This is a genomic window from Streptosporangium fragile, assembly GCF_039534445.1.
Taxonomy (GTDB): Bacteria; Actinomycetota; Actinomycetes; order Streptosporangiales; family Streptosporangiaceae; genus Streptosporangium; species Streptosporangium fragile.
Genome location: NZ_BAAAVI010000126.1, coordinates 1 through 13,199, shown reverse-complemented (window position 1 = coordinate 13,199; position 13,199 = coordinate 1). Strand labels below are relative to the sequence as shown.

Below are 13,199 nucleotides of genomic sequence, written 5' to 3'. Positions count from 1 at the left end.
CGGCGTCCGCAAGCTGGTTCATACCGCGCTCGAGACCGCGCCGGGCGTCCTCGTTAAACGAGATCATCTTGGCTGCCATACGGCTAGACCTCCCAAAGACAGGGTGGCTTGCACCGGACCGAGTCGACGCCCGCGACGGCATGTGGGCCCACGACTCCGTTCGGCAGGCCCCATCGCCTCGATCCAGGGTTGGCACTCTCGAACCGTGAGTGCCAACCATCTGTCTAGCACTCTACCCTGTCGAGTGCAAGCCGCGGTCCCGTGACCTGCGTCGGCCGGAAGCGGAGGCCCGGCCCACCCGCCAAGAGGGTGAACCGGGCCGGGCACGACGGCTCCAGCGGACTGCGCTGCCGCCGGATCCACCGAATCTTTCCGCCGAATTCACGGAACGGCTACGTCAGACCGCCCGGACGGATTCCGCCTGGGGGCCCTTCTGGCCTTGGGTGATCTCGAACTCGACCCGCTGGCCCTGTTCGAGCGAGCGGTAGCCGTCCATCAGGATTGCGGAGTAATGGACGAACACATCCTTACCACCGTCTACCGCGATGAAGCCGTAGCCCTTGTCCGCGTTGAACCATTTGACGGTGCCCTGCGCCACTTGCGACTCCTCTTACTGGGCTTGAGGACGACGCCCATTCCTCTCGCGAAGTCCTCAATCTCCGAGGCGGAGACATCGCCTACGTCGATCGTCCTCGACCATACCTGTGGGACGTGGTTGGGCAACAGAGTCAACCAACAAACTACCTCTTTACGGACCCATTTAGTGCGCGAGGAGAGTTTGACTATCACAATTAGTTAGTCAAAGATTACATTATTTTCCGCTGTCACAAATATGAGCTTACGTCTCAAAGCACGACACCCGCCCAGGCAGAGCCGGGCGGGTGTCGGGTGAGGTCGGATGGGTCGGGCGGGACGGGCGCCGGCGCGGGGGCCGCGGGAGTGGCCCCCTCCCGGAACGGAACCGGGACGGCACGGGGCGCGCGGGCGTCCGGCGCGCGGGTCAGCCTCCGGCGACCGCCGGGATGATGGAGACCTGCACGCCCGCGGGAGTGGCGGTGTCGAGGTTGTCGGCGAAGCGGACGTCCTCGTCACCGACGTAGACGTTCACGAAACGCCTGATCTTACCGGTGTCGTCGAGAATACGCGCCCCGATCCCCGGGAAGTCGGCGTCCAGCTTCTGGAGAACGTCACGAAGGGTCTCGCCCTCCGCGTTCACCTCGGCGGCGCCCCCGGTGTAAGTCCGGAGAATCGTCGGAATCCGTACAGAAACGCTCATAGTTCAATACCTTTCACGATTTTCAGGCGATAGCCGTACGGAATGCGTCAAGAGAAGGCCGAATGACGGCGGTGGGGCGCGCCTCGCCGGCCACCGCGTCGAGGGTCTTCAGGCCGTCGCCGGTGTTGAGGACCACGGTCTCCGCCTCGGGGTCCAGGACCCCGGAGGCGACCAGCTTGCGCAGGACGCCGACGGTGACACCGCCGGCGGTCTCGGCGAAGATGCCCTCGGTCCTGGCCAGCAGGCGGATCGCCTCGACGATCTCGGCGTCGGTGACGTCCTCGACCGCCCCGCCGGTGCGGCGGGCGATGTCCAGGACGTAGGGGCCGTCGGCCGGGTTGCCGATCGCCAGCGACTTGGCGATCGTGTCCGGCTTGACCGGGCGGATCACATCGTGGCCCGCCTTGTAGGCGGCCGAGACCGGGGAGCACCCCTCGGCCTGGGCCGCGAAGATCTTGTACGGCTTCTCCTCGACCAGGCCGAGGGCGATCAGCTCCTTGAAGCCCTTGTCGATCTTCGTGAGCTGGGAGCCGGAGGCGACCGGGACGATGACCTGGTCCGGGATGCGCCAGCCGAGCTGCTCGGCGATCTCGTACGCCAGGGTCTTGGAACCCTCGGCGTAGTAGGGCCGCAGGTTCACGTTGACGAAGCCCCAGCGGTCGCCCAGCTCGTCGCCGATCAGCTCCGAGCAGAAGCGGTTGACGTCGTCGTAGGTCCCCTCGATGCCGACGAGCTTGCCGCCGTACACCGAGGCCATGACGATCTTGGCCTCCTCCAGGTTCGCGGGGATGAACACGCACGCGTCCAGCCCGGCGCGGGCGGCGGCGGCGGTGACGGCACCCGCCAGGTTGCCGGTGGAGGAGCAGGAGAGGGTGTGGAAGCCGAAGTTGCGGGCCGCCTCGACGGCGATGGCCACCACGCGGTCCTTGAAGGAGTGCGTGGGGTTGCCGGAGTCGTCCTTGACGTGCAGCGAGCGGATGCCCAGCTCGCGGGCGAGGTTGTCGGCCCTGACCAGCTTGGTCCAGCCGGGGGCCATGTTCGGCTTGTCTGCCACGTCCGCCGGGACGGGCAGCAGGGCGCGGTAACGCCAGATGTTGGTCGGCCCCTCGGCGATCTGAGCCCGGGTCACGCGGCCGAACTCGTAGGCGATCTCAAGGGGCCCGAAACACTCGATACAGGCGAAGCTGGGGCCGAGGTCGTAGCGGGCACCACACTCGCGGCAGGACAGGGCGACGGCCGGTCCGAAGTCCTGAGCGGGAGCGAAAGCGGTGGTGTTCTCAGCGGTCACAAGCACCATGAAGCGAGGCCTTTCCCTCATCTTCGTCTGCGACCACCCTGGCCGCAGACCGGAATTGGCACCTGTCCCGGCCGACCTCGTCAGATCACGAGTCTTGAACCGGGAGGGTTGCCGGGGCTTCGCAGGGCCGGTCCCTCCACCCCTCTGGATGAGCAAATATTCAGTTTTGGACCTGACGGGCAGGTCTCCTGCACTCTACCCCGCCGCGCGGGGACCCTGACCACCCGTCTCACGATTCAAGACACAACGTGTTACCTGGCGGACAGATTGCCGTTGCGGCGGCGACTCCCGCCGCGGCCGAGTCGTCCATACGGACGAGCACGAGCCACGGCAGGAGAACACCGATGAACGAGCTACCTCATCAAGCTCGCCGCATCCACGACGAGAACCGGAGGAACACGGCGCCTCTCACACCAGTCGGTCAGCTCGCGGACCGTCACTCCGCCCGGGTGCGGACCCACCGTTCGACCGCGCCGTGCTCGGGATCCTCGATCCGGGCGTCGACGCTGAATCCGGCGTTGCGGAGCACCCCACCGGAAGCAGCGTCACCCGCCAGAGTGTGCGCGGTCACACGGGTGACCTCTCCGTGCTGGAAAGCGCGGGCGACGAGCGCGTCCGCGGCGGCGCCACCGAGGCCGCGGCGGCGGAACCCCGGCGCGATCTCGTAGCCGATTTCCACGGCGCCGTCGACGGGGGCGCCCTTGTAGCCCCCGGAACCGACCAGGTCACCGCTTGCGGAGTCGAGGAAGAAGTACATCCACCACTCGCCCTCGTCCGGTCGCTGACGCAACAGGTCCAGAGTGAACGAGATGGCCTGCGGGAACTCGGGCCAGCCCTCGGGCAGCGAGGTGCCGAGAAGCTCGGCGAGCTCACCGGGATCGCGGACGTACGCCTCGAGATGAGTCGCCGTCGCGGGAAGGAGACGAACAGACATGTGAACTCCTCGTTCGAGGTCAGAGCCGCGACAGGTAGTTCACGTGTCGACGAAACAACAACAGGAGAATGCCGCGGCTGAATGCGGAAACCACACGCCGGTACGGCGTGTGGGGTAGTCCCGGAAGGGCTACGGCTCTCCTGATGAGGTTTCGTCAGTGGTACCCGATTGGTACCGCGGCCAAGGGTAACAGGCGGGCAGCGCCGCGCACGCCCGAAATACGGGAGCTGAGCCGAGCGGCGAAGCCGCCGCCCGGGGTCGGCGGTTTGCGGAACATCGGCCCGAAGAGTGGCGCCGAGCCCTGTTGCGGAGACGCGCACCACCCGCCGGACGCCGTGGGCCGGACGGAGACCTCACACGTCGGCATGCCCCGCGGGTACGACCGGGAACCCGTGGCGCGGCCGGAACACCGCGGGCGGGGTCAGAACAGCCCGTAGGCGTCGCCCAGCGCCCCCTGCACGTACTTGCGCGCCTGGTGGATGCGGGACTTGGCGGTGCCCAGGGGGATGCCCAGCTGCTCGGCCACCTCGCTGTAGTCGAGCTGGCAGATGTCGCGCAGCACCAGCGCCTGGGCCAGTTCGGGCTTGTCGGCCTCCAGCGCCTCCATCGCGTCGAGCAGGTCCAGCCGGGAACCGGCGATCACGCTCACCCGGGCGACGTCGGGGCGCTGCAGCGGCAGCTCGTCCGAGCTCTGCTCGGCGGCGCGCCGCTTCAGCGAGCGGTAGGTGGTCCTGGCGCAGTTGGCCGTCACGATGTGCAGCCAGGTGCTGAACCGGGCACGCCCCTCGAAACGGCTGATATTGCGCGCCACTGCCAGGAGGGTGTCCTGGCAGGCCTCCTCGGCGTCCTGCCGGTAGGGGAGGATCCGGTGACAGTGGCGGAAAACGTCGGGCTCGATCCGCTTCAACAGTTCGCCGAGCGCGCGGTGGTCGCCTTGGGCGGCCGCGCGGCCCAGGTCCTCGGTCGTCTCGTCCAGCGCCATTGCGAGCCCCCATCAGCGGTCACGGTCGCAGGACATCCTACGGTCGGGGGACGCGGTTGCCGACCTGTCGCCAGGTGCCGGAAATGATACGGAACCCGTAGATGCTCATCGGGCCGCTGACAAGAGCTGACGTGACCCGATGAACGCCGTTCTTCCTGTCCGGAAGAACAGGGCATCCCGGCGGGGTCCCGGTTAATCTTCAGGGCAAGCGTGTCTCTTAGGCTGGGGGATTGATTGACCTCCTCCCCACGACTGAAGCCGCGGGATTCCGGTCCTCACGGGTCGGGTTCCCGCTTCACCGGCGATCGCCCCCCGGGACGAACCCAGGCGGGGTCCGACATAGCCTGCACAGGCACCACATCCCACCGGCCCGGCGGTAGGCCCGGCAGCTTGGCTCTCCCTACCGGACGATCGGTACCGTCCAAACACGGTGTGTCACCGTCACGCGTTTCCCCCTGGGGCTGAAGCCCAAGTCCACGCTGGAGGAATCCGATGAACGCGATCCTGGTCGCCTCCAACCGCGGCCCCGTCTCCTTCACCCTCTCCGAGGAAGGGGCCCTGTCCATGCGCAGGGGCGGGGGCGGCCTGGTCTCAGGTCTGTCCGAGGTGGCCAAGGACCTCAACATGCTCTGGGTCTGCGCGGCGCTGTCCGACGGTGACCGCAGCGCCGTGCGGCAGGCGCCCGGCGGCCGGCTCGACCACGCGGGTTACGACACCGGGGCGCTGCGGATGCTCGACATCCCCCCGGCGACCTTCCACCGCGCCTACAACGCGGTCGCCAACTCCACCCTGTGGTTCGTCAACCACCTGCTGTACGACACCCCCAACCGGCCGCACTTCGACGCCAGGTTCCGCCGGGAGTGGGAGTCGTACCGGACGTACAACGAGGCGTTCGCGATGGCGCTGGCCGAGGAGGCCGCGCACGGGGCGCGGGTGTTGGTGCAGGACTACCACCTGAGCCTCGCCCCGACCATGCTCAGGGGCGAACGGCCGGACGTACGGATCGCCCATTTCTCGCACACCCCGTGGGCCCCGCCCGAATACTTCAGCCTGCTCCCCGACGACGTCGGGACCGAGCTTCTGGAAGGCATCCTGGGCGCCGACCACGCGGGCTTCCTGACCGCCCGCTGGGGCGGGGCGTTCATGGACTGCTGCGAGACGCTGCTCGGCGCCCGGGTCGACCGCGGCGAGCGCACGGTCACGTACGCCGGCCGGACCACCCGGATCGGCGTGCACAGCCTGGGCGTCGACGGCAAGGCGCTGTGGGCGCGGGCCTCGGAACCCGACGTCGAGTCGCACATGGCCGCGCTCCGCGACCAGGTGGGCGACCGCAGGCTGATCGTGCGGATCGACAGGACCGAGCTCTCCAAGAACATCGTCCGAGGCCTGACCGCCTACCGGGAGTTCCTCGCGACCCACCCGGAATGGCACGGCCGGGTGACCCACCTGGCCTTCGCCTACCCGTCCCGGCACGACCTGCCCGAATACCGCGAGTACACCGCGGCCGTGCAGCGCTGCGCCCAGGAGATCGAGGACGAGTACGCCACCGAAGACTGGGATCCGCTGATCCTCAACGTCAACGACGACTACCCGCGCTCGCTGGCCGCCTACCGGCTGGCCGACGTGCTGCTGGTCAACCCGATCCGCGACGGCATGAACCTGGTGGCCAAGGAGGGGCCCATCCTGTCGCCCACCAGCGTGCTGGTGCTGTCGCGAGAGGCGGGCGCGGCGGCCGAGCTGGGCGAGCACGCGCTGACGGTCAACCCCTACGACGTCTCGGCCACGGCCGCCGCCCTGCACGAGGGCCTGACCATGTCCGAGGCCGAGCGCGCCAGAAGGGGCGCCCTGCTGGCCGCGGCGGCCACCGCGCTGCCCCCGCACCGCTGGTTCGCCGACCAGCTCGACGCCCTCATGTGAGCCGCGCCGGGCTCGCCCATCCCTGTACCACGTCCGGCTGTTTCCGTGCCCGTGGGATAACTTTGGGAGTTGTTTGACTTTCTTACATACCGGGGGGCCAATTGACGGCGATCGCGCCCGTCCGCCTGAACCGTGATCGCGCGACCTGGCTGATCTACCTGCAACTCGGTGTCTTCGCCACCTACCTGTACGGCCTCAGCGCGGTTCTCCCGCTGCTCCGCCTCGACCAGGGGGTCTCACAGACGGTGGCCGGCCTGCACGGCACCGCGATGGCCGTCGGCGGGATCATCACCGGGCTCGCCCTGCCCTGGCTGACCAGGAGGATCGGCCGCCGGGCCGTCGTCTGGACCGGACTGGCCGGGATGAACGTCGGCGTGCTCCTGGTGGCGGCCTCCACCGCCCTGCCGGCCACCCTCCTCGGGTACGGCATCGCCAGCGGAATGGCCTCGATCACCCTGTACACGGCCATGGCCGCGCTCGACGACCACCACGGCCCGGCGGGACCTGCCGCGATCAGCGAGGCCAACGCCGTCTGTGTGATCGTCGGCATCGGCGTCCCGTTCGTGGTCAGCGCGGCGGCGCAGAGCGCGTTCGGCTGGCGGGCGGCGCTGCTGGTGCCGCCCCTGCTGACAGTGCTGCTCGCGCTGGCCATGGGACGCGTCTGGATGCCCGAACGCGACGGCGACGGAGAGCAGGACGCCGTGTCCCGGGGTGGAGCCCGTTTCGGCTGGCGGTTCTACCTGGCCGGGTCCGTGCTGTTCTGCTGCGTGGCCATGGAATTCTGCTTCAACCTGTGGGCGGCCAAGCTGTTCTCCGACCAGACCGGGCTGTCGGCCGCGGTGGCGGCGACGGCGCTGACCGCGTTTACCGGCGGCATGGCGGCGGGCCGGCTGGCCGGCGGGTGGCTGGCCCTGCGGGTGCCCCCGACGGCGCTGTTCGTCGGGGCGCTGCTGCTCACCGGCGTGGGATGGGCGATCTTCTGGCTGAGTTCGTCCCCCGTGTTCTCCTACGCGGGGCTGGCCCTGTCCGGGTTGGGGGTCGCGCTGCACTTCCCGCTGGCGCTCTCACGGGTGCTGGCCGCCTCCGGCGGCCGGCCCGACCAGGCCTCGGCCATCGCCTCGATCTTCTCGGGCCTGGCGGTGGGGATCGGGCCGTTCCTGCTGGGCGCGCTGGCCGACGGATTCGGCACCCAGCAGGCGTTCCTCATGGTGCCGGCCCTGATCGGGCTGGCCGTCGGCGGGCTGTTGGTCACTTCCAGTCGGCGTACTTGAGCGCGGTCGCCAGGGTCGGGGTGTTCCACTGGTCCACGATGAGGATCTTGGACTGGGGCAGGTACCACTCGCGCTGGTTGAAGGTGGCGATCTGCCGGCCGTTGCCCTCGACGATGCACCGGCCCGCCCAGGAGCGGTAGTAGGCCTTGTGCCCGGCGCCCACCTGCCGCAGACCGGTCGCGGTCGCCTTGCCGAGAACCTGGCCGTACTTGCCGTTGAGGGGGCACGGCTGCACATCGCTCGCCGGGTAGAAGGGGCGATCCGGCGTGTAGGGATTGAAACCCTCGTGCCCGGACTTGATCACCGTCGGGCCGAAGATCCAGAAGGCGTCGCATTTCGGCGTGAAGTAGCCCCCGACGGGCTTGGCGCACGATCCGGTGATCACCTTGACCCGGTTGGCGTCGCTGTAGACCTGCCAGCTGGTGGGGATCACCAGGGACATCCCGCGGAAGGTCAGAATCTGCGTTCCCGAGGCCGAGCCGGACGAGGTGCCGGCGGCGGAGGCGGGGGCGGTCATCGAAACGGCGACCAGGGCGGCACCGGCCAGCGCGGCGAGGACGGCGGAGCTCTTTCTCATGCCGCCGAAGCTATCGACCGCGACTTGCCGATGACTTAACACTCAATGGCATCCGGCATTCCCGACGAACGACGCCATCAGGTACGGAACCCCGGTCGGCGTGGAACCTCCATCGAGGGAACCTCCGACCGGTGCGGAACCCGGCCGGTACGGAACTTCCGGCCGGTGCGGAACCCTCGGCCGGTGCGGAACCCCGGCCGGGTGCTGGAGGACCTGCGGCGAACCGTCCCGGTCAGCCGGTCCGACCGCTCTCGACGGCGTCGGCGATCGAGGCCAGGAGCCCCAGCACCCCCGGGGGCCCGTCCACGACGAGGTCGGCCTCCACGTCGAGCTCGGACGATCCGCTGAACACCGTCACTCCCGGCAGCCCGGAGGCACGCACGGCGGCGAAGGCTGCGAGGTCTCCCAGGTCGTCCCCGGCGAACAGCACCGACCGGGCCGCCCGCTCGCGCAGGAAGGCGCTCAGCGCCATTCCCTTGTCCATCCCGGGCGGGCGCAACTCCAGCACGAACTTGCCCGGTTCCACCGCCAGCCCGGCCTCGGCCGCCAGCGCGGCGACCGGCTCACGCAACGCGTCGAGCGTCGCCTGCGGGTCGGCGGCCTGCCGGGTGTGCACGGCCACGGCCCGTTCCTTGTCCTCGATCCTGACGCCGTCAAGCCCGGCGACCAGCGGGGGAAGCCCTGCCTTGACCCGCTCCAGACCCGGGTGGACGGGGGGCGCGGTGAGACTGCCCGCCTCCCAGCGTTCGAGGCCGTAGTGGCCGAGCACGACCAGGCCGGGCACACCGGCCAGGGAACCGTACTCGACCGCCGTGGCGGCCGGCCGGCCGGTCACGATCACCACGGCGCCGACCAGTTCACCGAGCCTCGCCAGCACCGCGGGACCGTCGGGATGGATCCTGGCCGCCGCGGGATCCGGCACGATCGGGGAGAGCGTGCCGTCGAAGTCGAGCCCGATCACCGCGCCCCCGGGGTCGGCGACGATCGCCTTCAGCCCGTCGGGCATGCTCACCCGTTCACCGCCGTCATCATCCGGCCCCTTTCCGGCTCCACCGTCGTCGTCTGGCGCTTCCCGGGCTTCGCTGCCTCACTCGTCTCACGTGCGCCCCGCGCTCCCACGCATGAGCCCGCCCGAGCGAACAGACCGCCCGAGCGGTCGTACCCGGACGCAGCGGTTCGTACCCCTGGGTCAGGGACGCAAGCCCATCTTCCGGGCGGCGCGGTCGCGCCGACGCGTCTCGCGGAGCCGACGCAGGCGCTTGACCAGCATCGGATCGTGGGCGAGCGCCTCGGGCAGGTCGATCACCTCGCTGAGCAACTGGTAGTAGCGGGTCGCGGAGATGCCGAAAGTCTCGCGGATCGCCTGCTCCTTCGCGCCCGCATAACGCCACCACCGGCGCTCGAAGGCCAGCAGTTCCCGTTCCCTGTCGGTCAGGGCCCGCGACGCCGGTTCGCGGCCAGCACTGTCACCGGGGATCGGTGCAGTGTTGTCCATCGCTTCCTCCTCAGCCGGGCACGCGGTGGCCGGGCCGCGCACGCGCGGCCCGACGCCAGAATAGTCCGGAATTTTGATGCTGTTCATCACGGATGTGGAGACGTACAGTCACCAAGTGTGACCTCTGTCATCAGCCTTCTCACCGACTACGGATTGGAAGACGGCTACGTCGCCGCCTGCCATGGTGTCATCGTGGGCATCTCTCCGGAGTCGCGGATCATTGACGTGTGCCACCTGGTCCCGTCGGGAGACGTCCGGCGCGGGGCGGCGATCCTCGCGCAGACGATCGCCTATCTGCCCATCGGCGTGCACGTGGGCATGGTGGACCCCGGGGGTGGATCGCACAGGGCCGTGGCGGTCGAAGCCGGCGACAACGTGTTCCTGGGCCCGGACAACGGGCTGCTGTCGTGGGCGGTCCGCACCGGCGGGGGCGCGCGAGCGGCCTACGAGGTGTCCAACGAGGAGTTCTTCCGCAGACCGGTCTCGCCGACCTTCCACGGGCGCGACCTGTTCGCCCCCGTGGCGGCGCACCTGGCCACCGGGCGTGCCCCGGCCGAGCTGGGGCCCGCGATCCCGGTGGAGCGACTGGTCTCGCTGCCCGCGCCGACCTCGCTGGTGCGTGACGGCGCGGCCGAGGGCGAGGTGCTGTCGGTCGACCGCCACGGCAACGCGCAGCTCTCGATCGGCTCGGACGACCTGGCGGCGCTGGGCATCACCCTGGGCGACACCCTGGTGGTCGCACTGGGCCGGCGGCGGGTCTCGATGCCGTTCAGGGAGACCTTCGCCGCGGTGCCGCCCGGAGAGGTCGTGGCGTTCACCGACTCGGCCGGGCTCATCGCCCTGGCGGTCAACTCGGGCGACGCCTCCCAGCTGCTGGGACTGCCGCCCGGAGCCCACGTGCGACTCTCCCTCGTACCGTGACATGCGCGATCGGTACCGTGACGCGCACGATCAAAACGTGCTTAAGGATATTTCTCCATGTATCCGACCTTTTACTGAAGTGTCGGGTCGATGAGCGGAGGGCGGGCCGGCCTCCCGATGACGGACCCCGCCCCCGTCGACGAGGCCACCGCGCCCATCACGCCATCACGCCCATCACGCCCATCACAACCATCACGCCATCACGCCCATCACGCGCGTCCAGTGCCGTCCCGGCCGTGACCGCCTGGACGAGTTTCGTCCGGCCGTCCGCGTGGGCACCCGGAAAGCTCTCCGTGCCACGGCTTCCGCAACAGAGATGGCACCTAGCAAGCGCTTGTGTAATATCGGTTCATGACCACACCGGTGATCGACGGCTGGTTCACCGTGGACGACGGCACCGCACACCTGCTCGGCACCCGCTGCGCCGACTGCCGAACCGTCCACTTCCCGCCCCGCACGGGCCCGTGCCGCAACCCGCACTGCGACGGCGAGACCCTGGTCCAGGTACGCCTGCCGCGGCGCGGCACCGTGTGGTCCTACACCAACGCCTGCTACCCGCCACCCGCCCCGTTCGTGGCCGCCGATCCCTACGAACCGGTCACCCTCGCGGCGGTGGAGCTCGCCGGCGAGGGGATCGTCGTGCTCGGCCAGGTGAAGGGCCTCACCGTGGACGACCTGCACGTGGGCATGGAACTGGAGCTGATCGCGAGCCCGCTCGCCGACGGTCCTCTGGTGTGGATGTGGAGCGCCCCCGGCACGGGCGACACGAACGGCGCAGACCACACGGCGAAGGCCGGGACCGGCGCGACGAGGGCCCCGGGCACCTCCGCCGCCCCGGAGCGACGCGGCGAGGGGGTCGCATGAGAGAGGTCGTCATCCTGGGCGCCGGCATGCACCCCTGGGGCAAGTGGGGGCGCCCCTTCACCGAGTACGGCGTGGCGGCCATCAGAGCCGCGCTGCGCGACGCCGACCTGTCCTGGACCGACGTGCAGTTCGTGGTCGGCGCCGACACGATCAGGAACGGCTACCCGGGGTTCGTCGCCGGCGCGACCTTCGCGCAGGCGATGGGCTGGAACGGCGCGCGGATCGCCTCATGCTACGCCGCGTGCGCCTCGGGAGCGCAGGCTCTCGACATCGCCCGCACCCGGATCCTCGCCGGGCTCTGCGACGTGGCGCTGATCGCCGGCGCCGACTCCGCGCCCAAGGGCTTCTTCACGCCGGTGGGCGGCGAGCGCCCCGACGACCCGGACTGGCTCAGGTTCCGGCTGCTCGGCGCCACCAACCCGGCGTACTTCGCGCTGTACGCGCGCAGGCGGATGGCTCTGTACGGCGACACCGCCGGCGACTTCGCCGCCGTCAAGGTCAAGAACGCGCTCGCCGGCTCCCTCAACGAGAACGCCCGCTACCGCGCGACCGTCACCGCCGAGCAGGTCCTCGCCTCCCCCATGGTGGCCGACCCGCTGCGGCTCATGGACATCTGCGCCACCTCCGACGGCGGCGCGGCACTGGTCCTGGCCTCGGAGGACTTCGCCCGCCGACATGGCGGATCGCGCCGCCCGGTGCGGTTGGCGGCCGTCTCGACGGTCACCCCGGTCTTCCCGAACACCGTGCTCGACCTGCCCGACTTCGCCACCGACTCCACGGCGGCCGTGCCACCCCCCAAACGTTCCTTCCGGGCCTCCATCGCCCACGCCGCCTACGAGGAGGCCGGCCTGGGACCTGAGGACCTGTCACTGGCCGAGGTCTACGACCTGTCCACCGCACTGGAACTCGACTGGATGGAGGACATCGGGCTCTGTCCGCCGGGCGAGGCGGTCAAGCTGCTGCGCGCCGGGGACACCGCCCTGGGCGGACGTGTCCCGGTCAACCCCTCCGGTGGGCTCGCCTCCTTCGGCGAGGCCGTCCCAGCGCAAGCCATCGCGCAGGTCTGCGAGCTCACCCGGCAGCTGCGCGGGAGCGCGGGGGCACGGCAGATTACCGGCGCCAGAGTGGGACTTGCCGCCAACCAGGGGTTGTTCGGCCACGGTTCCGCCATCATCGCCACTACTTGACGAACACCAGCCCCGAAAGTGTTGGCCCACCGCCCACGCCAAGGCCATACTCTTTCACTACGTTCTGTAGTCACTCTGTCGCGTAGCGCGTCAACGGGGGCGCGTTCACCCAGGGTCTTCGGGGGAAAAATTCATGATCCGTCGCATTCTCGCCGCGTCCGCAATCGCCGGTCTCGCCGTCGTAGGCCCGACCGGTACGGCGTCCGCCGACAGCACGTGCTGCGATGACCCGAACCTCAGCCTTTTCGGCGCTCTGGCCGCGGCCCTCAACCTCAACGGCGGCCTGACGATCATCGGCCTGCAGGCCAACGTGGACGCGGATGCGGAGGTGGAAGCGGAAGCGGACGTGAACGTGGGCGCAGGCATCAACGCCGACGTGGACGCGGAGGTGGAGGCGGAAGCGGAGGTGGACGCCGACGCCAACCTCGACACGAACGTGAACGCCGACCTCGACGCAGCCGCCAACGTCAACGCCGAC

General features: G+C 69.6%; 13 protein-coding genes, 1 pseudogene and 1 riboswitch. Of the genes and pseudogenes, 6 read left to right on the top strand and 8 right to left on the bottom strand.

What is annotated here, in order from left to right; translation table 11 throughout:
- Window positions 1–397: 397 nt before the first annotated feature.
- The 5 genes from ABD841_RS39510 to ABD841_RS39490 all read right to left on the bottom strand — a co-directional run bounded on the left by ABD841_RS39510 (window position 398) and on the right by ABD841_RS39490 (window position 4,489).
- Window positions 398–598, bottom strand: coding sequence for a cold-shock protein (locus ABD841_RS39510; protein WP_020546479.1), 201 nt, complete (start codon window positions 596–598; stop codon window positions 398–400).
- A gap of 402 nt (window positions 599–1,000) precedes the next feature.
- Window positions 1,001–1,276 carry a MoaD/ThiS family protein gene (locus ABD841_RS39505; RefSeq protein ID WP_344982189.1) on the bottom strand — a complete coding sequence of 92 codons (276 nt, stop codon included), beginning with the start codon at window positions 1,274–1,276 and terminating at the stop codon, window positions 1,001–1,003.
- A gap of 22 nt (window positions 1,277–1,298) precedes the next feature.
- Entirely contained in the window at window positions 1,299–2,573 is a 1,275-nt protein-coding gene (gene thrC / locus ABD841_RS39500; RefSeq protein WP_344982188.1) for a threonine synthase, read from the bottom strand.
- Between the two features lie 14 nt (window positions 2,574–2,587).
- Window positions 2,588–2,728: riboswitch (SAM riboswitch) on the bottom strand.
- Between the two features lie 281 nt (window positions 2,729–3,009).
- Window positions 3,010–3,507: a GNAT family N-acetyltransferase gene (locus ABD841_RS39495; RefSeq protein WP_344982187.1), complete on the bottom strand. Its 498-nt coding sequence runs from the start codon at window positions 3,505–3,507 to the stop codon at window positions 3,010–3,012.
- 421 nt (window positions 3,508–3,928) lie between these two features.
- Window positions 3,929–4,489: an RNA polymerase sigma factor gene (locus tag ABD841_RS39490; protein ID WP_344982186.1), complete on the bottom strand. Its 561-nt coding sequence runs from the start codon at window positions 4,487–4,489 to the stop codon at window positions 3,929–3,931.
- Window positions 4,490–4,981: 492 nt separating this feature from the next.
- Between ABD841_RS39490 and ABD841_RS39485 the strand changes: the two genes are divergently transcribed.
- Both ABD841_RS39485 and ABD841_RS39480 read left to right on the top strand, forming a co-directional pair.
- Window positions 4,982–6,406, top strand: coding sequence for an alpha,alpha-trehalose-phosphate synthase (UDP-forming) (locus ABD841_RS39485; protein ID WP_344982185.1), 1,425 nt, complete (start codon window positions 4,982–4,984; stop codon window positions 6,404–6,406).
- A gap of 101 nt (window positions 6,407–6,507) precedes the next feature.
- On the top strand, window positions 6,508–7,677 hold the full coding sequence (locus tag ABD841_RS39480; protein WP_344982184.1) for an MFS transporter: 1,170 nt from the start codon (window positions 6,508–6,510) through the stop codon (window positions 7,675–7,677).
- On the opposite strand, the gene ABD841_RS39475 is transcribed toward ABD841_RS39480, so the two are convergent.
- The 3 genes from ABD841_RS39475 to ABD841_RS39465 all read right to left on the bottom strand — a co-directional run bounded on the left by ABD841_RS39475 (window position 7,655) and on the right by ABD841_RS39465 (window position 9,749).
- Window positions 7,655–8,254: a hypothetical protein gene (locus ABD841_RS39475; protein WP_344982183.1), complete on the bottom strand. Its 600-nt coding sequence runs from the start codon at window positions 8,252–8,254 to the stop codon at window positions 7,655–7,657. The two genes, ABD841_RS39480 and ABD841_RS39475, sit on opposite strands and share 23 nt — an antisense overlap.
- 232 nt (window positions 8,255–8,486) lie before the next feature.
- Window positions 8,487–9,260 (bottom strand): trehalose-phosphatase, encoded by a 774-nt coding sequence (otsB, locus tag ABD841_RS39470; RefSeq protein WP_344982190.1) that lies wholly within the window; start codon window positions 9,258–9,260, stop codon window positions 8,487–8,489.
- 183 nt (window positions 9,261–9,443) lie between these two features.
- Window positions 9,444–9,749, bottom strand: a complete 306-nt coding sequence (locus ABD841_RS39465; RefSeq protein ID WP_344982182.1) for a DUF3263 domain-containing protein — start codon at window positions 9,747–9,749, stop codon at window positions 9,444–9,446.
- 117 nt (window positions 9,750–9,866) lie between these two features.
- Here ABD841_RS39465 and ABD841_RS39460 point away from each other — a divergent pair, with 117 nt between their 5' ends.
- The 4 genes and pseudogenes from ABD841_RS39460 to ABD841_RS39445 all read left to right on the top strand — a co-directional run.
- The gene (locus ABD841_RS39460; RefSeq protein WP_344982181.1) at window positions 9,867–10,670 is read left to right on the top strand and encodes an SAM hydrolase/SAM-dependent halogenase family protein; all 804 of its coding nucleotides are present in this window, start codon (window positions 9,867–9,869) and stop codon (window positions 10,668–10,670) included.
- 351 nt (window positions 10,671–11,021) lie between these two features.
- Window positions 11,022–11,534, top strand: a complete 513-nt coding sequence (locus tag ABD841_RS39455; RefSeq protein WP_344982180.1) for a Zn-ribbon domain-containing OB-fold protein — start codon at window positions 11,022–11,024, stop codon at window positions 11,532–11,534.
- On the top strand, window positions 11,531–12,721 hold the full coding sequence (locus ABD841_RS39450) for a lipid-transfer protein (protein ID WP_344982179.1): 1,191 nt from the start codon (window positions 11,531–11,533) through the stop codon (window positions 12,719–12,721). Before ABD841_RS39455 ends, ABD841_RS39450 begins: the two co-directional genes overlap by 4 nt.
- A 133-nt stretch (window positions 12,722–12,854) precedes the next feature.
- A pseudogene (locus tag ABD841_RS39445) lies at window positions 12,855–13,199 on the top strand (hypothetical protein); the annotation flags it as partial.